This is a genomic window from Pseudomonas sp. BN415, from assembly GCF_029871195.1.
Lineage (GTDB): Bacteria > Pseudomonadota > Gammaproteobacteria > Pseudomonadales > Pseudomonadaceae > Metapseudomonas > Metapseudomonas resinovorans.
The window spans coordinates 1-17289 of sequence record NZ_SSOK01000004.1 but is presented as its reverse complement, the minus strand read 5'-3'; the positions used below and the strand labels follow the sequence as shown (position 1 = coordinate 17289).

Below are 17289 nucleotides of genomic sequence, written 5' to 3'. Positions count from 1 at the left end.
GTCCTGTGGATAGCGTTGCTTCACTCAGGGAAAACCCGATGCCAGAACCGTTCCAGCCCGATCTCCTGCGTCCTCTGTTGCGACCCTTGGCCGCAGGCGCTGCCGACTTGCGCCAGGCGCAGAGCTATCGCGCGTTCTACCGGCTGGATTTTGCCGCGCGCCATCCGGGCGTACTGAGCCGTCTGGGCTGTGTCGAGGTGGCCGGGTACTCCTTGGTCACCCAGCTCTGGTTGCCGCCCGAGCCCCGTGCCAGTCTGGTGATGCTGCATGGCTACTACGACCATATGGGGCTCTATGGCCACCTGGTGGACTGGGCGCTGGGCATGGGCTTCGCGGTGATCGCCTGCGACCTGCCGGGCCATGGACTGTCCAGCGGCGCGCGGGCCAGCATCGGTGATTTCGCCGAGTATCAGGCCACGCTCCAGGCGCTGCTGGGAGAGGCTGCCGCCCTGAACCTGCCGCAGCCCTGGCACCTGGCTGGGCAGAGCACTGGCGGTGCCATCCTGCTGGACTACCTGCTGACCGGTGCGCCGCGTCCGGAGCTGGGCGAGACCCTGCTGTTCGCCCCGCTGGTGCGGCCGCGCGCCTGGGGCTGGTCGAAGTTCAGTTACCAGCTGATGCGGCATTTCGTCGAAGGCATTCCACGGCGCTTCAGCGTCAACTCCAGCGACGCCGAGTTCATCGAGTTCGTCCACCACAAGGACCCGCTGCAGCCGCAGACCCTGCCCACCGCCTGGGTGGGCGCCCTGGCGCGCTGGGTGCCGTGCATCGAGAACGCGCAACGCAGCACGCGCCGGCCCCTGGTGATCCAGGGGAGCGGTGACATGACAGTGGATTGGCGGCACAACCTGCGGGTGCTGGCGGATAAGTTCGATCGGCCGGAGGTGCTGATGCTGGAAGGGGCCGGCCACCATCTGGTGAACGAGGCGCCAGCCTATCGGGAGCAGTACTTCGGGTTCTTGCGGGAGCGACTGAGCTAGCCCGGAGTGGTTGTCCGATGGCTCAGAGGCCCTGCTGTGCGGAGGCGTCCTGGCCCACGGCGAGGCCGGCGCGGACGGCGGCCAGGGCGGCCTGGTAGTAGGCCTTGCCATCGGCGGATTCGGCGAAGGTGACGAACTCTTCCAGTTCCGGATCGGACAGTTCGCGGTAGACATAGAGCAGGGTGTTATCCAGGTCGTTTCCAATCTGCTCCATCAACCGCTGGCGTTGGCCGTCGATCATGCCCTGGGCCTGACCGCCACCCAGCAGGCCGGGGAGCATCTGGCTCAAGCTGTCGGCGGCGACGCCGGCCAGGGCAAGGCTGACTTCGGCGCCGGCTTCGCGGGCTGGTAGTGCCTGGGCCAGGTGGCGGATCAGCAGGCGTCGCGTGGCGTCGGCCTCTATGCGTGGCAGGCCGTTGACATGCAGGGCCAACTGGTCGCGCCGGGTGGCCAGGGTTTCGGCGGCGATGATCTTGCGTCCCAGAGGCGACTGGAAGAAGGCCAGGGCCGGGCGCGGGTCGTTCAACTGGCCGCGGAGGGCAGCCTGGGCGCGCTGGTCGATGGCCTGGGGCTGGAAGCGGCGGTTGCTGTTGTCCACAAGGGCCTGGTAGACCGCCGGCGGCAGGGTCTTCTGGTAGCGCTGCTGAGCCGCTGCAAGGGCGTCGTTGAAGTGCGCGCGCTGTTCTGGCCAGCCGGCCGCCTGGTAAAGGTTGGCGTGATCGTCGGCCAGGGCAGGCAAGCCGAAGAGGAGGAGGGTAACGGCGAAGAGCAGGCGCATGAAAACTCCTTGATGACGCAGTCCGCTGTTCGTATCGGACCCACTCGTACGGCATCGGTTCGGCGGGGGAAGGCGTTGGCGGCGGGCAGGTGAGGCGGGGTTGAGCGTGCGGCTATTCTCAGCGGACTTGGGCTTTATTGTCGAGGTGTCGGAAACTGCCGCAAGTCATGTAGGCGATGTCTTATGCGCTGGTAGAATGCCGCCATTATGACTGCTCCTGCCGAATCCTCTCTATCCGCCCTGATCGTCGACGACTTGGCCCATCAGGGCTGGTCCCACCAGCACCTCGTGCTGCCTGCTGACCTCACTACCGCCTTGGCCGAAGAATGTCGCGCCCGCTCCGCTGCCGGGAGTCTTGCGCCGGCTTCGATCGGCCGTGGCGAGGGACAGCAGATTCGCGAGGGGGTGCGAGGCGACCGTATTCACTGGCTGGAACCCGGCCAGTCGGCCGCCAGCGATGCCTATCTGGCGCTGATGGACGAGCTGCGCCAGCGGCTCAACCGTGAGCTCTATCTGGGGCTGGAGGATTTCGAGTGCCATTTCGCCCTCTATCCTCCCGGCGCCTTCTATCAAAAGCACCTGGACCGCTTCCGAGACGACGACCGTCGTGCGGTGTCGGTGGTGGCGTACCTGAATGCCGATTGGCAGCCGGATCAGGGCGGCGCTCTGCGCCTGTACCCGGCTGACGGCGAACATGACGTGCAGCCCGAGGGCGGCAGTCTGGTGGTGTTCCTGTCCGCCGAGTTACCCCACGAAGTCTTGCCGGCGAACCGTGAGCGGCTGTCCCTGGCAGGTTGGTTCCGGCGGCGCGGCGGAGCGCTCTGAACGCCGGGAACTAGTGACCCCAGACCCGGAAATTACCGCGCAGGTCGGTGATGTCGCGGATCTCCAGGCTGCCGAGTCGGCTTTCGCCGATGTGCATGTCGGCGGCGACCCGTACGCGGATGCGTTGGGCCGGGATGAAGCTGGCCTGCAGTTGTTCGTTGATGGTAGTCAGGTCGGGCAGCTCCAGACGAATCTGCTGGGTACCTGAAGCGGACTTGACCACGTCCAGCTTGAGCGTTGGCTGGTCGGCGCCTAGTGCAGGGACGGTCAGGCCTAGTTGCGCAGGGCCCAGAGGGAAGTTTCCACCAGCTCCGTTGGGGCAATCGCCGGGTTTCAGGCAACCGTTGTCGATGCGCACGTTGCGCAGCGACAGGCTGCCGCCATCGTCGTTCCAGCGGATGCTGTCGATGCGGGTCATCACGTCCAGGCGCAGGTTGATCCCGGCCTGGCCGCTGATCTCGCTGAGGGCCTGGTTGTCCAGGGATTCCAGGGCGGCCTGGCCGGTACCGCTGAGCAGGGCGGTGCCGCAAGCCAGGGCAAGGCGGAGGTTGTGTGTCGTTCTGGGCATGGCACGCTCCTGTGCAGGTTGCGCGCAGAGTCTGGAGCGCCACGTGAGCCACAGCCAGTGGCGCAGGGCGCTTCCCGTCTAAGGATGGGGAAGCTCGTCGGCTTCCCCATGAAGCGGCTTGGCAGTTGTCCGCCCAAGGCCCTACCTTCGATCAGTGCCCGGTTCGCGCCAGCGGAATGGGTGTTACCCGGGGTGACCGCGAGGGTCGCCCCTCTGGAGACGTGGATGCAGAAGATTCTGGTCAGCCGTTGCTTGTTGGGGCAGCGGGTGCGTTATGACGGTGGGGCCCATGGGCCGTTCGGCGTGCTGGAGCGCTGGCAGGCGGAGGGCCGCATCGTGCCGCTCTGCCCGGAGGTGGCCGGTGGGCTGCCGACGCCGCGGGCACCGGCAGAAATTGCCGGCGGCCGTGGTGCTGCGGTGTTGGACGGCGAGCTGCCAGTGCTTACCGACGACGGCCAGGATGTGACGACCGAGTTCGTTGCCGGGGCGCGCATCGCCCTTGAACTGGTGGCCACCTACGGTATTCGCATCGCGCTGCTCAAGGCGCGCAGCCCTTCCTGCGGCAATCGCGAGAACTATGACGGCAGCTTCAGCGGCGTTCGTGTCGCTGGCGAGGGCGTCACCGCTGCAGCCTTGCGCCGCGTCGGTGTCGAGGTGTTCAGCGAAGAGGAGCTGGCCGAGGCGGCAGCGCGCCTGGCCGAGTTGGACGACGCCTGAGGCTCAGTGCGAGGCAGCGGCCGGTGGCTGGCTGAGGTCCTTGCCCAGCCATTGCTCGGACAGCGCGCCGAGCCTGCGCTCGCTGCGGAGCTTGGTCAGGGCGCGGTTCAGGCTGTCGCGGAAGGCCGGGTTGCCCTTCTGGAAGGGAATCGTCATGGGGGCGGCTGCGCGACTTTCGCCTTCAGCTTCGCTCAGAGGGAAGACGTAAGGATCGCTGAACTCCAGGGTGTCCTGACCTTCTTCCGACGGCTCGATCGGGTCCAGGGCAATGTCGTAGCGGCCACTCTGCAGGCCGTCCAGCATCTTGCCGCCGTCGTCCACCACGAAGTCCGCCTCTACATTCAGCTCCGCCGCCAGCGCGCGACCCAGTTCGACGTCGAAGCCGATCAGCTTGCCGCCTTCGCGGTAGCTGTAGGGCGGATTGTTGTCTTCCAGGGCGATGCGCAGGCTGCCGCGTTCCCAGATATCGTCGAGCAGTTCGGCCTGGGCGAGGGGGCTCAGCAGGGCGAACAGGGCGGGCAGGCAGTACAGCAGGCGCATGGGGAACTTCCTCGTTTCGTTATGTCTTCTTCGGCTGGCGCGGGGTGCAGCGCATGCTCGGACAGCAAGTGAACCTATCTGGTTGCATAGGGTCTGGTGTCTGGTTCACAAAAACATGGAGATGTGTAATGAGGACTTCATCATTCCTGAGCCTTGGCGCCCTGCTGCTTGGCGCCGCCACCGCCACCCAGGCTGCCGTTCCACGTACCCCCTCGCCCGAAGGCGCGCAGGTGTACTTCATCGAACCGGCTACTGGCGCCACGGTCGGCCAGACCTTTACCGTCAAGTTCGGTCTCAAGGGCATGGGCGTCGCGCCCGCCGGCGTGGATGCGCCCGCCACCGGCCACCATCACCTGCTGATCGATCAGGACGACGCGCCGGCGATGGACATGCCGCTGCCCATGACTGACAACCTCCGCCATTTCGGCAAGGGCCAGACGGAAACCCAACTGACGCTGCCACCCGGCAAGCACAACCTGCGGCTACTGGTAGGCGACAGGAACCACGTACCGCTGGACCCGCCAGTGATCTCGGAAACGATCACGGTGACGGTCAAGTAAAGACCTCGGAAACGAAAAAGGGAGGCCGAAGCCTCCCTTTTTCATGCCCGGCGAAGCATCGCCGACGCGCAGCAGCCTCTCTTTAGAAGAGGACGCGGCTGCGGATGGTGCCGTTCACGTGCTGCAGCTTCTCGAGGGCGAGGTCCGAGTACTCGGCATCGACGTCGATCACCACGTAGCCAACCTTCTCGTCGGTCTGCAGGTACTGACCGGAGATGTTGATGCCGTTGTCGGCGAACACCTTGTTGATCTCGCTCATCACGCCCGGCACGTTCTCGTGGATGTGCAGCAGACGGTGCTTGCCCGGATGCGACGGCAGGGCCACTTCAGGGAAGTTGACCGAGGACACCGAGGTACCGTTGTCGCTGTACTTGACTAGCTTCTCGGCCACTTCCAAGCCGATGTTGGCCTGGGCCTCGGCAGTGGAACCGCCGATGTGCGGGGTCAGGATCACGCGGTCCAGGCCACGCAGCGGGCTCTCGAACTCTTCGTCGTTGGACTTGGGTTCGACCGGGAATACGTCGATCGCGGCGCCGATCAGGTGCTCGTCCTTGATAGCTTCGGCCAGGGCGTCCAGCTTCACCACGGTGCCGCGGGCGGCGTTGATCAGGATGCCGCCTGGCTTGATGGCGCGGATCTCCTTCTCACCGATCATCCACTGGGTGGACGGCAGCTCCGGCACGTGCAGGGACACGATGTCGGACATGCCGAGCAGTTCGTGCAGGTTGCCCACCTGGGTAGCGTTACCCAGCGGCAGCTTGGTCACGGTGTCGTAGAAGAACACCTGCATGCCCAGGGCCTCGGCCAGGACCGACAGCTGGGTGCCGATGGAGCCGTAACCGACGATCCCCAGCTTCTTGCCGCGGATTTCGAAGGAGTTGGCTGCGGACTTGATCCAGCCGCCGCGGTGGCAGGAAGCGTTCTTCTCCGGGATGCCACGGAGCAGCAGGATCGCTTCGGCCAGCACCAGTTCGGCGACCGAGCGGGTGTTGGAATAGGGTGCGTTGAACACCGCGATACCGCGCTCGCGAGCGGCACTCAGGTTGACCTGGTTGGTGCCGATGCAGAAGCAGCCGACGGCGATGAGCTTCTTGGCGCAGTCGAACACCTCGTCGGTGAGCTGGGTACGCGAGCGGATGCCGATGAAGTGGACGTCGGCGATCTTCTCTTTCAGTTCATCACCCGAGAGGGCGCCCTTGAGGTACTCGATATTGGTGTACCCGGCGGCCTTCAGGGTGTCCACGGCATTCTGGTGGACGCCTTCGAGGAGAAGGAACTTGATCTTGCTCTTTTCGAGAGAGGTCTTGCTCATCTGCGTACCTATGTATCCCGGTAAAAATGACAGAAGCGGGCCGTGGGGGGACTTGGCTGCTACCCGGAAAATCGGCTGGAGAGCACGATTCGCGGGGTGCGTATGCTAGCATGATCTCCTTTTCCCTTGCTCGGTTGCGACCTGAATCGTTCTCAGGGCGACCATGAATGATTTGAGAGTTCCGCTGATGACCAACGTTGCCCTGATCGAAGAGCTGAAGACCCTGGTTGAGCCCGGCAAGGTGCTGACCGACGCCGCGTCCCTGGAGGCTTACGGCAAGGACTGGACCAAGCATTTCGCCCCGGCCCCCAGCGCCATCGTCTTCCCCAAGAGCATCGAGCAAGTACAGGCCATCGTTCGCTGGGCTAACCAGCACAAGGTCGCGCTGGTCCCCTCTGGCGGCCGTACCGGCCTTTCCGCCGCGGCTGTAGCAGCCAATGGCGAAGTGGTCGTCGCCTTCGACTACATGAACCAGATCCTCGAATTCAACGAGTTCGACCGCACCGTGGTCTGCCAGCCGGGCGTGGTTACCGAGCAGCTGCAGAACTTCGCTGAAGAAAAGGGCCTGTATTACCCGGTGGATTTCGCGTCTGCCGGTTCCAGCCAGATTGGCGGTAATATCGGTACCAATGCCGGCGGGATCAAGGTTATTCGCTACGGTATGACCCGGAACTGGGTAGCCGGCCTGAAGGTGGTCACTGGCGCTGGCGACCTGCTGGAGCTGAACAAGGACCTGATCAAGAACGCCACCGGCTACGACATGCGCCAGCTGTTCATCGGCGCCGAAGGCACCCTGGGCTTCGTGGTGGAAGCCACCATGCGCCTGGACCGTGCGCCGAAGAACCTCACCGCCATGGTCCTGGGCTCGCCTGACCTGGACTCGATCATGCCTGTGCTGCACGCCTTCCAGAGCAAGCTGGACCTGACCGCTTTCGAGTTCTTCTCCGACAAGGCCATGGCCAAGGTCCTGGCCCGTGGCGACGTGCCGGCTCCCTTCGAAACCGATTGCCCCTTCTACGCACTGCTGGAGTTCGAGGCCGCCAGCGAGGAGATCGCCAACGATGCCCTGGCCACCTTCGAACATTGCGTCGAGCAGGGTTGGGTGCTGGATGGCGTGATGAGCCAGAGCGAGCAGCAACTGCAGAATCTGTGGAAGCTGCGCGAGTACATCTCCGAGACCATCTCCCACTGGACTCCGTACAAGAACGACATCTCCGTTACCGTTTCCAGGGTGCCAGCGTTCCTGCATGACATCGACGCCATTGTCGAAGCCAACTATCCGGACTTCGAAGTGGTCTGGTTCGGCCACATCGGCGACGGCAACCTGCACCTGAACATCCTCAAGCCGGACAACCTGTCCAAGGACGAGTTCTTCGCCAAGTGCGCCACCGTGAACAAGTGGGTGTTCGAGACCGTGCAGAAGTACAACGGCTCCATCTCCGCCGAGCATGGCGTGGGCATGACCAAGCGTGACTACCTCGGCTACAGCCGCTCGGAGCCGGAGATTGCGGTGATGAAAGCGATCAAGGCGGTGTTCGATCCGAACGGGATCATGAACCCGGGGAAAATCTTCAATTGAGCAGACAGGCGGTGGAGCGATCCACCGCCTGTTTCGTATGGATACCGTTCAGGAGTCGGTAAATGAGCTACCAGCATCAATATGTCGATGGCACCTCGATCCACTTTTCCCTGGGTAAGGTGGTCTGCGTCGGTCGCAACTACGCCGAGCACGCCAAGGAACTGAACAACCCCGTGCCCACCGAGCCGTTGCTGTTCATCAAGCCTGGCTCCTGCGTGGTGCCGCTGGCCGGTGGCTTCAGCATTCCCCAGGACCGCGGCGCGGTGCATTTTGAGGCGGAAATCGCCGTGCTGATCGGCAAGCCGCTGTCGCGCCACCCGGACGAAGAGGAAGTGCGTGACGCCATCTCCGGCTTCGCCCCCGCCCTGGACCTGACCCTGCGCGACGTGCAAGCGAAGCTCAAGGAGAAGGGCCTGCCTTGGGAAATCGCCAAGAGTTTCGACGGTGCCTGCGTGCTGGCGCCCTTCGTACCGGGTGACGCGCCCGAACAGTTGGACGACATTGGCATTCGCCTGACCATCAACGGCGAAGTCCGCCAGGATGGCAACAGCCGTGACATGCTCAACCCCATCCTGCCGCTGATCCAGCACATGGCGGGTCACTTCAGCCTGCAACCGGGCGACGTCATCCTCACCGGTACCCCGGTGGGCGTCGGCCCGCTGAACCAGGGCGATGACCTGGTGCTGGAACTGGTTGGCCACAGCCGATTCGAAAGCCGGGTCATCTGATCCGGCCGACCGGCGGAGATGCATTTCACGGAACTTTCACTGGCATATGGCTATCTCTTAGCCTTCCTTTCGTCGAGTAGTATCCGATGCCGCTCCGCTTCCTGCCGTTCATCCGCCGCCGCAGGCTGATGCTGGGACTGGTCGCCGCCTTCGCCGGGACCACCGCCCTGACTAGTTACATGCACTGGGACGACCGCGCCCGGGTCTGGCTGGGTGAGCAGCAACTGACCCAGGAACAGCGCGCCGACAGCATCTGGCTGCCCGGCTACAGGGCCGTGCTGCAGGGCAAGCCACTGGCTGGCCTGGAGAACGACGAAACCTCGGACCTGGCCTACAACCCGGTTACCGGTACCCTGTTCACCGTCACCGGCAAGTCACCGACCCTGGTGGAGCTGAGCCGAGACGGCGAGGTGCTGCGCAAGATTCCACTGAAGGGCTTCTCCAACCCCGAAGGGGTCGCCGTGCTGGAAGGTGGCCATGTTGCGGTGACCGATGAACGCCGCCGCACCTTGTCGATTTTCGAGCTGGACCCGGAAACCCGCGAGTTGAGTGCCGGTAGTACGCCTGAGTTCGACCTCGGTTTCCCTGACTCGGGCAACAAGGGCTTCGAAGGTATTGCCTGGGACCCGGCCCAGGGCCGGCTTATTCTCGGCAAGGAGCGTGGCCCCATTGCGTTGTTCAGCCTCGGCAGCGACGGCAGCGAAGCCCACAGCGATGTACTTCGACCGCTGCCCAGCTATGGCCTGGGTATGCGCAATCTCTCCGCACTCAGCATTGATCCGCGCACCGGTCATCTGCTGGTGCTCTCCGCCCAGTCCAATCTGCTGCTGGAGCTGGACGAGGAGGGCGAGCCTGTGAGCTTCATCAGCCTGCTCGGTGGCATGAATGGCCTGGAAAGTCGCATCCCCCGCGCCGAAGGCGTGGCCATGGACGAGAGTGGCGACATCTACGTCGTCAGCGAGCCGAACCTGTTCTACGTGTTCCGCAAGCAACTGGTGGCCAGCGCCGATCCGAGTTAGGGCGCCCCGCCGTTAAGCTTCGCTTAAGGCGCTTTTAAGCCTCGTTTCAGCCAGCCGCCCTAGCCTGATCCCGTCAACCACTCAACGGGATCACGCCCATGAAAACCAAATACCTCGTCCTGCTGGTCGCGCCGCTGTTCTCCACTGCCGTCATGGCCAGCAGCTACACCGGCCCCGGCGCCACTTCCCAGATCACCACTGTCGCGGCCGCGCTGGAGGCCGCCGACGATGCACCGGTGGTGCTGCAGGGGCAGATCATCAAGCGCATCAAGGGCGACATCTACGAGTTCAAGGACGCCAGCGGCACCATGAAGGTGGAGATCGACGACGAAGACTGGCCGCCCATGTCTATCGACGACAAGGCCACCGTCAAACTGACCGGCGAAGTGGACCGCGACCTGATGGGCCGCGAAGTGGATGTGGAGTTCGTCGAGCGGGTGAACTGATATAGCCCTGTGGGGGCGAATTCATTCGCTAAGGGCAGCGCAGCTGCCCCTGGTTGATCCGAAGGGCAGACCTTCGGTCTGCATAGCGAATGAATTCGCCCCCACAAATGCCATTTCCCAGGGACCCTCACGCCACGCTTTCAAACCCCTGCAGCACATTGATCGCGTTGATGCCGATCTCCTCCACCGCATAGCCCCCTTCCATAACAAACAGCGTCTGCAGGCCGAGCTTGCCGATGATTTCGCCCATGCGCAGGTAGTCCGGGCTGTCCAGCTTGAATTGCGAGATGGGGTCCTCCTTGAAGGTATCCACGCCCAGCGATACCACCAGCGCGTCCGGCGCGTACTCGGCGATCTGCCGGCAGGCGTCGGCCAGAGCCAGGCTCCATGTCGACCAATCGACTCCCGAGGCCAGTGGGTAGTTGAAGTTGAAGCCTTCCCCCGCGCCCACGCCTCTCTCGTCCGCGAAGCCCAGGAAGTAGGGGTACTCGAAGCGCGGATCGCCGTGGATCGAAGCGAAAAGCACATCCGCACGGTCGTAGAAGATGTCCTGGGTGCCATTGCCGTGGTGGTAGTCCACATCCAGCACAGCAACCCGCTTCGCTCCGGCATCCAGCATGGCCTGCACGGCGATGGCCGCGTTGTTCAGGTAGCAGTAGCCGCCCATGTAGTCGGCGGCGGCGTGGTGGCCCGGCGGGCGGCACAAGGAGAAGATGCCGCGGGCGCCGTTGCGCAACTCCGTCTGGCCGCTGAGCGCGACGTTGGCTGAGCTGGTGATGGCCTGCCAGGTGCCGGCGGTGATGGGGGCGCCTGCGTCAAAGGAGTAATAGCCCAGGCGACCATCGATATCGGTGGGTTCTACCTGCCGCAAGCGCCGGGTCGGCCAGGCGATCGGCAGCATGTCATGACTACGACCCTTGGCCTGCCAGTCGCCCCAGGCGTTCTTCAGGAAATTGACGAAGCCTTCGCTGTGCACGCGCAGGATGGGCGATAGACCGAAGTCGGCCGGCGCCTGGATGGCGCCGAGGTTCACCGCCTTGGCGCGGTCCAGCACCATGTCGGCGCGGCTCGGCTTCTCGAAGCAGGGGGTGAACTGGCCACCGATCAGCTCGTGCTTGCCGTGGTGCAGGTGGTGGTCGTCGGAATAGATCGTCAGCATCAGCGTCTCCTTTCGGCGAGCGGGTCATCGGGTTCATTCGTGTTCGGAGAACTGCACCTGCGGCGCCTTGCGGCGGAAGCCGCCGGTCTGCACGGCGAGGTAGGCCAGGCCAATGGCGAACCAGCCCAGGCCGATGGCCAGGGTCAGCCCCGACAGGCTGGTCCAGAGCCAGGCAATCAGCGCGAAGCCGATCAGCGGGACGAGCCCATAGCGCAACAGGTCGCCCGGCTGGCGCGGGCGGCCGTCGAACAGGTGGGTGCGGATCACTGCCAGGTTCACGGCGGAGAAGGCCACCAGGGCGCCGAAACTGATCATCGAGGCCAGGGTGGCGAGGTCGATCACCACGGCCAGCAGCGATACCAGCGACACGATCAGGATAGCCACGGTCGGGGTGTGAAAACGTGCCGACAGGGTAGCGAACAGGCGGCGTGGCAGGATGCCGTCACGACCCATGCTATAGAGGATGCGCGAAACCGACGCCTGGGAAGCCAGCGCCGAGCCGGCAGCGCCAGCGACGTAGGTGGCGGTGAAGAAGGCGGCAAGGAACTGGCCGCCCGCCTGCAGCATCACTTCGTTGGCGGCGGCATCCACATCCTTGAAGCTGCTGCCGGGGAACACCAGTTGCGCCACCAGCGACAGCACGAAGAACAGCACGCCGGCGCAGAGGGTGGTGATGATGATCGCGCGTGGGATGTCGCGTTTCGGGTCGCGGGCTTCTTCGGCCAGGGTCGAAACCGCATCGAAACCGAGGAACGACAGGCAAAGCACCGCTGCGCCAGCCATCAACGGCGCCAGTCCGGGTTGGCTACCGTCGCCAATGAAGGGTGCGGCGAAGTCGATGGGGGCGCCAAACAGACTCTTGCCAGCCATGGCCAGGAACACCAGGACGAAGATCACCTGGGCGGCCACGATCAGGTTGCTCATGCTCGACACTGAGCTGATGCCGAGGACGTTCAGCGCGGTCACCAGGCCGATGGCGCTGACCACGAAGACCCAAGCGGGCACCTCGGGGAAGGCGATATTGAGGAAGAGGCCGATCACCAGGTAGTTGATCATCGGCAGGAACAGGTAGTCGAGCAGCAGTGACCAGCCGGCCAGGAAGCCTGCGCAGGGGCCGAAGCTCAGGCTGGCGTAGGAGTAGGCAGAGCCGGCGATGGGGTAGCGACGGACCATGAAGCTGTAGGACAGGGCGGTGAAGATCATCGCCAGCAGGGTCACCACGTAGGCCAAGGCGGTGCGTCCGCCTGTCATTTCGGTGACCACGCCGTAGGTAGTGAAGATGGTCAGCGGCACCATGTAGACCAGGCCGAAGAACACCAGGGCGGGCAACCCGAGTATCCGGCGCAGGGCCGTGCCCTGGGCGCTGTGGGTGAATTCGTTGGGCAGGCTGCCGCTGTTGTCGAGGCGGGCGGACGGGCTGGACATTGTTCTTCTCTCCGATTTACTGCGCGCCGCTGGGCGGCGCCTGGGTCGCAAGGCGAGCCATCCAGGCACGTGCTAGGCCGGGTCCGTTGCGCATCCGGCTGTGCGCGGGCAGTCAGTAAGGGTGGAGTTGGACTGAAGCGGGAGGGGCGGTGTGAAGCGCATGTGTACGGGACATTTGGGTATCTCTCTAGCCGTTGTTCTTGTTGGATCGGCGCCCGTCGGTGGGGCACCTGCTAGCTGCATGCGCTTCGATTCTGTCAGCGGGGGGAGCGGGGTAGAACCCCGCAAAGGGTCAGAATGGGATCGAAATGGCCAACATGGTTGGCCGGTTGATTCAGTTGAGTAGGATGAATGAAGCCTGCGATACCCATCACCATCGTCGATGGGTATCGCTTCGCTCCACGCCATCCTGCGGGCTATGTGGCGACTTATTTCTTCAGCTTGGTCCACACCTTGCTGCGCAGGCTCAGGGCCTTGGGCGAGCACAGCTTGAAGGTGCGCAGGCGGTCCAGCTTGTCCTGCGGGGTGTTGATGGCCGGGTCGTCGAACAGCTCTTTCTCCATGAACTTGTCCGAGCCGTCGATGGCGTTGTTGTACTTGGCGAAGTTGGAAGCGGCGGCGATGTTTTCCGGCAGCATCATCCAGTTGATGAAGGCGTGGGCTTCCTCGACGTTCAGGGCGTCCTTGGGAATCACGAAGTTATCGATGAAGACGTGGATGCCTTCCTTCGGATAGACGTAGACCAGGCTGTCGCGCTGGGCGTGGGCACGGTGGAAGGCACCGTTCCACTGCATGTGCATCGCCACTTCGCCAGCCGCCATGCGTTCGATGGTGCCGTCGCTGTTGTACATGGCCAGTAGCGGCTTCTGTGCCAGCAGCAGGTCCTGGATCTTCTTCGCGTCCTTCGGGTCCTCGGTGCACTGGTCGATGGACAGGTAATGGGACGCGGCGATGTACAGGTCTTCGATGGAGTTCAGCGCGACGACCTTGCCTTTCAGCTCGGCCGGCGGCTCGAAGAAGGGCTTCCAGCTCTCGTCCAGCTTGCCGCCCGGCACCTGCTTGCTGTCATAGCTGTAGCCAGTGGTGCCCCAGAGGTAAGGCACGCTGTAGTCGTGGCCGGGGTCGAAGTCGAGCGTCTGGAAGTTGGTCTTGAGGTTCTTCAGGTTGGGCAGCTTGCTCTTGTCGAGTTTCTGCAGCAGTCCGTCGCCGGCCATGATCTGGATGAAGCTGTCCGACGGCACTACCACGTCGTAGGCGCCGCCGCCGGCCTTGAGCTTGGCCAGCAGGGTTTCGTTGCTGTCGTAGGCGTCCAGGGTGGCCTTGATGCCGGTGTCCTTCTCGAACTTCTTCAGCAGCTCCGGCGGAAAGTAGTCCGACCAGTTGGCAAAGTGCAGGGTCCCTGCGGCCTGGGCGGAACCGGTCAGGCCGCTGGCGAGCAGCATAGCGAGTGCAAGCGGGGTACGGCGGGTCATGGTCAAGCTCCTTGCTGGTCGAAAGCGGGTCAGCGCTTGCGCTGCCCGACGTAGTAGGACAATGCAACGAAAGCTATGGAAATAGCTAGGATTATGGAGGATATGGCGTTGATCTTCGGTGAAATCCCCATCCGGATCGAGCTGAAGATGTACACCGGTAGAGTCGTGGCCCCGGCTCCGGCGACGAAGTAGGTGATGACGAAATCGTCCATGGAAATAATGAAGGCCAGCATGGCGCCGGAAAGGATGCCCGGCATCAGCAGCGGGAAGGTCACCTTCCAGAAGGCTTTCCAGGGCGACGCGTAGAGGTCGGCGGCCGCTTCGGCCAGGCGCGGGTCCATGCCCTCCAGACGGGCACGGATCGGCAGGTAGGCGAAGGGGATGCAGAACACCACATGGGCGATGAGGATGGTGAAGAGCGAGAGCTTCAGGCCGATGAAGGCGAAGAACATCAGCGTGGCCACGGCTGTGACGATTTCCGGCACCAGTAGCGGCAGGCCGAGTACGCCGCTCATCAGCGTCTGCCCACGGAAAGCGCGGCCGCGCATGCCGAGCGCGGCGAGGGTGGCCAGGGACGTGGCGATCAGGGTGGCGAAGGTGGCGACGATCAGCGAGTTCTTCGCCGCGCGGACGATCTCCGGGTCGTTGGCCACCACCGAGTACCACTTCAGGCTGAAGCTTTCCCAGATGGTCGCCGATTGCCCGCTGTTGAAGCTGAGCGCCACCAGCACCAGGATCGGCACGTAGAGAAAGGCGAAGAACAGCCAGGCGGTGGGGCGTACACCGGTGAAGCGCCAGAGCGGATTGCGCATGTTCATGGATGGCCTCCGGCGGCCTGCTTGAAGCGCAGGCTGTAAAACAGCATCGCCAGCAGCACGAAGCCCAGCAGGGCGAAGGACAGCGCCGCGCCCAGCGGCCAGTTGTGGGAGGCGCCGAACTGCAGCTGGATCAGGTTGCCGATCATCAGCGACTTACCGCCCCCGAGCAGCTCGGGAATGATGTAGTTGCCGAGCGAGGGGATGAATACCAGGATCGCGCCGGCGACTATGCCGGGCATGGCCAGCGGCACGATGACCCGGCGTAGGGCCTGGAAGCGGTTGGCGCCGAGGTCGAAGGCGGCTTCCACCAGGCGCCAGTCGAGCTTCTCCAGGCTGGTGTAGATGGGCAGCACCATGAAGGGCAGGAAGGTGTAGAGCAGGCCGATCACCACGGCCACGTCGGTGTAGAGCAGGCCAAGGGCGCCGTCGGACAGGCCGAAGACACCCAGTCCGCTGTCCACCAGACCGCCGTTGCGCAGCAGCAGGATCCACGCATAGACCCGCACCAGCAGGTTGGTCCAGAAGGGCACGGTGACCAGGAATAGCAGCAGGTTGCGCTTGCGCTCGCTCTGCAGCGCCAGGTAGAGCGCAGTGGGGAAGCCGATCAGCAGGCAACCCGCGGTTGTCAGGACCGAGAGCCAGAAAGAACGCTGGAAGATCTGCAGGTAGTCGGTGTTGAACACCAGGCTGTCGTCCAGGTCGCGTTCGTAGAGGAAGTTGACGTAGGCCTCCAGCGAATACTGGTCCCACTTCACACCTCCGTAGTCGCCCGGCGCCAGGATCGAAACCAGGAACATGATCCCCAGCGGCAGCACCAGGAACACCAGCAGGGCGAGCATGGCCGGGCTGGTCAGCAACAAGCGTCGGCGCAGCTGGCGGCGTTCGGCCTGGGCGCGCAGTGTGCTCATTCGACCAGCACCCGGATGGCTTCGCTGGGTACCTGTACCCGCACTTTCTCGCCACCGGAATAGGCATTCAGCGCGCCGTTGCGGTTTTGCTGGCGGACTCGGAAGCCGCTCTGCCCGGCAATGTTGAGGTGGTAGACGGTGTCGGTGCCGACATACACGACGTTCTCGATTTCGCCGGCCAAGTTGCCCTGCTCGTCGAGGCAGGTGCGTTCCGGGCGGATCGCCAGGGTCACGGCGCCACGGCGCGGGCTGAACGCGCTGAGCAACTGACCGTCGGGCAATAGCACGCCGCGTTCCAGGGCTTCGCCTTCGAGGAAGTTGGTTTCGCCGATGAAGTCCGCAACCGTGCGGTTCAGCGGTGCTTCGTAGATTTCTGTCGGGGTGCCGACCTGGAGGATGCGCCCCTTGCTCATCACCGCGATGCGGTCGGACATGGTCAGGGCTTCTTCCTGGTCATGGGTGACGAAGATGAAGGTGATGCCCGTTTCATGCTGCAGGCGCTTGAGCTCGATCTGCATGTCCTTGCGCAGCTTCTGGTCCAGCGCCGAGAGCGATTCGTCCAGCAGCAGCACCTTGGGTTTGTTGGCCAGGGCTCGGGCCAGGGCGATGCGTTGCTGCTGGCCACCGGAGAGCTGGTCGGCGCGGCGTTTGCCCACATCCGGCAGCTTCACCAGTTCCAGCATGCGCTGTACCGTCTGCTCGACCTCGTCGCGACCCAGGCCACGCATCTCCAGGCCGAAGGCGATGTTCTGCGCCACCGTCATGTGTGGGAACAAGGCGTAACTCTGGAAGACGGTATTGACGGGACGGCGGAACGGCGGGAGGCCCTGCATCGGTTCGCCGTACAGGCGGATGGCCCCGGAGCTGGGTTGCTCGAAACCGGCGATGAGTCGCAAGAGGGTGGTCTTGCCGCAGCCGGACGGGCCGAGGAGGGTGAAGAACTCGTTGGCGCGGATTTCCAGGGAAACATCGTCGAGGGCCTTCACGCCCTGCCCCGGATCACCGAACTCCATGCACACACGTTCGACGCTGATCGCGCTAGTCATGCTGATCACAAGCTCTAAGAGTTTGTTCTTATTGGGCTTTTCTTTTGCTGCTGGTGAAGCGGCCCTTGTTTGTCCCGATTCTGTCAGCAGCTCCGCTCCGAGAAGAACGATAGATCAGGTCAAAAGGAGATATTTCCGGCCAAGTTGCAGGCTGTGATGGACGTCGCTCTTGGCACATATCCGTAGGGGCGATTTCAATGGCTATGTCTGCGTTAAGTGTTGCTAGTACGTCCTGAGCCAGGCTGCTTGCCGAGTTTTGCGGATGCTTCTGGTTTCGTCCCCCCGGACGAGTCCCTTTCTCAAGCGCCGAAAGGAACCAAAGGGCTTGCCCCTGCATCCGGGTTTGGCTCCGCCAAACTACCCTCCCTCCATCCTTGCTCCAGGGGCACGGCGAGAGGGGCCATCCATG

Annotated in this window: 18 protein-coding genes; 8 read left to right on the top strand and 10 right to left on the bottom strand. The window is 63.7% G+C overall.

Annotation, left to right across the window (positions count from 1 at the left end; all coding sequences use genetic code 11):
* Window positions 1-38 precede the first annotated feature (38 nt).
* Entirely contained in the window at window positions 39-980 is a 942-nt protein-coding gene (locus E8F20_RS00280; protein WP_280281916.1) for an alpha/beta hydrolase, read from the top strand.
* A 22-nt stretch (window positions 981-1002) separates the two neighbouring features.
* Here the strand turns inward: E8F20_RS00280 and E8F20_RS00275 are convergent, their stop codons facing one another.
* The gene (locus tag E8F20_RS00275) at window positions 1003-1758 is read right to left on the bottom strand and encodes a DUF2059 domain-containing protein (RefSeq protein ID WP_280281915.1); all 756 of its coding nucleotides are present in this window, start codon (window positions 1756-1758) and stop codon (window positions 1003-1005) included.
* Between the two features lie 207 nt (window positions 1759-1965).
* Here E8F20_RS00275 and E8F20_RS00270 point away from each other — a divergent pair, with 207 nt between their 5' ends.
* Complete coding sequence (locus E8F20_RS00270) at window positions 1966-2583, top strand: 2OG-Fe(II) oxygenase (RefSeq protein ID WP_280281914.1); 618 nt, start codon at window positions 1966-1968, stop codon at window positions 2581-2583.
* 10 nt (window positions 2584-2593) lie between these two features.
* On the opposite strand, the gene E8F20_RS00265 is transcribed toward E8F20_RS00270, so the two are convergent.
* Window positions 2594-3151: a DUF6160 family protein gene (locus tag E8F20_RS00265; RefSeq protein ID WP_280281913.1), complete on the bottom strand. Its 558-nt coding sequence runs from the start codon at window positions 3149-3151 to the stop codon at window positions 2594-2596.
* Between the two features lie 225 nt (window positions 3152-3376).
* Here E8F20_RS00265 and E8F20_RS00260 point away from each other — a divergent pair, with 225 nt between their 5' ends.
* Window positions 3377-3868, top strand: a complete 492-nt coding sequence (locus E8F20_RS00260; RefSeq protein WP_280281912.1) for a DUF523 domain-containing protein — start codon at window positions 3377-3379, stop codon at window positions 3866-3868.
* 3 nt (window positions 3869-3871) lie between these two features.
* Here E8F20_RS00260 and E8F20_RS00255 read toward each other — a convergent pair whose 3' ends face one another.
* Window positions 3872-4408: a transporter substrate-binding domain-containing protein gene (locus E8F20_RS00255; protein WP_280281911.1), complete on the bottom strand. Its 537-nt coding sequence runs from the start codon at window positions 4406-4408 to the stop codon at window positions 3872-3874.
* A gap of 128 nt (window positions 4409-4536) precedes the next feature.
* Between E8F20_RS00255 and E8F20_RS00250 the strand changes: the two genes are divergently transcribed.
* Window positions 4537-4968 carry a DUF4399 domain-containing protein gene (locus E8F20_RS00250; RefSeq protein WP_280281910.1) on the top strand — a complete coding sequence of 144 codons (432 nt, stop codon included), beginning with the start codon at window positions 4537-4539 and terminating at the stop codon, window positions 4966-4968.
* A gap of 82 nt (window positions 4969-5050) precedes the next feature.
* On the opposite strand, the gene serA is transcribed toward E8F20_RS00250, so the two are convergent.
* Complete coding sequence (serA, locus tag E8F20_RS00245; RefSeq protein ID WP_280281909.1) at window positions 5051-6280, bottom strand: phosphoglycerate dehydrogenase; 1230 nt, start codon at window positions 6278-6280, stop codon at window positions 5051-5053.
* Between the two features lie 187 nt (window positions 6281-6467).
* Here serA and E8F20_RS00240 point away from each other — a divergent pair, with 187 nt between their 5' ends.
* The 4 genes from E8F20_RS00240 (at window position 6468) to E8F20_RS00225 (ending at window position 10052) form a co-directional block, all read left to right on the top strand.
* Window positions 6468-7859: an FAD-binding oxidoreductase gene (locus E8F20_RS00240; RefSeq protein ID WP_028629524.1), complete on the top strand. Its 1392-nt coding sequence runs from the start codon at window positions 6468-6470 to the stop codon at window positions 7857-7859.
* A gap of 62 nt (window positions 7860-7921) precedes the next feature.
* Window positions 7922-8587: a fumarylacetoacetate hydrolase family protein gene (locus tag E8F20_RS00235; protein ID WP_028629525.1), complete on the top strand. Its 666-nt coding sequence runs from the start codon at window positions 7922-7924 to the stop codon at window positions 8585-8587.
* Window positions 8588-8715: 128 nt separating this feature from the next.
* On the top strand, window positions 8716-9606 hold the full coding sequence (locus E8F20_RS00230; RefSeq protein ID WP_280282023.1) for an SdiA-regulated domain-containing protein: 891 nt from the start codon (window positions 8716-8718) through the stop codon (window positions 9604-9606).
* A 98-nt stretch (window positions 9607-9704) separates the two neighbouring features.
* Window positions 9705-10052, top strand: a complete 348-nt coding sequence (locus tag E8F20_RS00225; RefSeq protein ID WP_280281908.1) for a NirD/YgiW/YdeI family stress tolerance protein — start codon at window positions 9705-9707, stop codon at window positions 10050-10052.
* 127 nt (window positions 10053-10179) lie between these two features.
* Here E8F20_RS00225 and E8F20_RS00220 read toward each other — a convergent pair whose 3' ends face one another.
* From E8F20_RS00220 to E8F20_RS00195, 6 genes are all read right to left on the bottom strand, one after another.
* Complete coding sequence (locus tag E8F20_RS00220; protein ID WP_280281907.1) at window positions 10180-11211, bottom strand: histone deacetylase family protein; 1032 nt, start codon at window positions 11209-11211, stop codon at window positions 10180-10182.
* A gap of 33 nt (window positions 11212-11244) precedes the next feature.
* Window positions 11245-12636: an APC family permease gene (locus E8F20_RS00215; protein ID WP_280281906.1), complete on the bottom strand. Its 1392-nt coding sequence runs from the start codon at window positions 12634-12636 to the stop codon at window positions 11245-11247.
* A 428-nt stretch (window positions 12637-13064) separates the two neighbouring features.
* Window positions 13065-14108, bottom strand: a complete 1044-nt coding sequence (locus E8F20_RS00210) for an extracellular solute-binding protein (protein ID WP_280281905.1) — start codon at window positions 14106-14108, stop codon at window positions 13065-13067.
* Between the two features lie 29 nt (window positions 14109-14137).
* Complete coding sequence (locus tag E8F20_RS00205) at window positions 14138-14926, bottom strand: ABC transporter permease (RefSeq protein WP_280281904.1); 789 nt, start codon at window positions 14924-14926, stop codon at window positions 14138-14140.
* The gene (locus tag E8F20_RS00200; RefSeq protein ID WP_280281903.1) at window positions 14923-15834 is read right to left on the bottom strand and encodes an ABC transporter permease; all 912 of its coding nucleotides are present in this window, start codon (window positions 15832-15834) and stop codon (window positions 14923-14925) included. Before E8F20_RS00200 ends, E8F20_RS00205 begins: the two co-directional genes overlap by 4 nt.
* Window positions 15831-16880 carry an ABC transporter ATP-binding protein gene (locus E8F20_RS00195; RefSeq protein ID WP_280281902.1) on the bottom strand — a complete coding sequence of 350 codons (1050 nt, stop codon included), beginning with the start codon at window positions 16878-16880 and terminating at the stop codon, window positions 15831-15833. Before E8F20_RS00195 ends, E8F20_RS00200 begins: the two co-directional genes overlap by 4 nt.
* Window positions 16881-17289 lie beyond the last annotated feature (409 nt).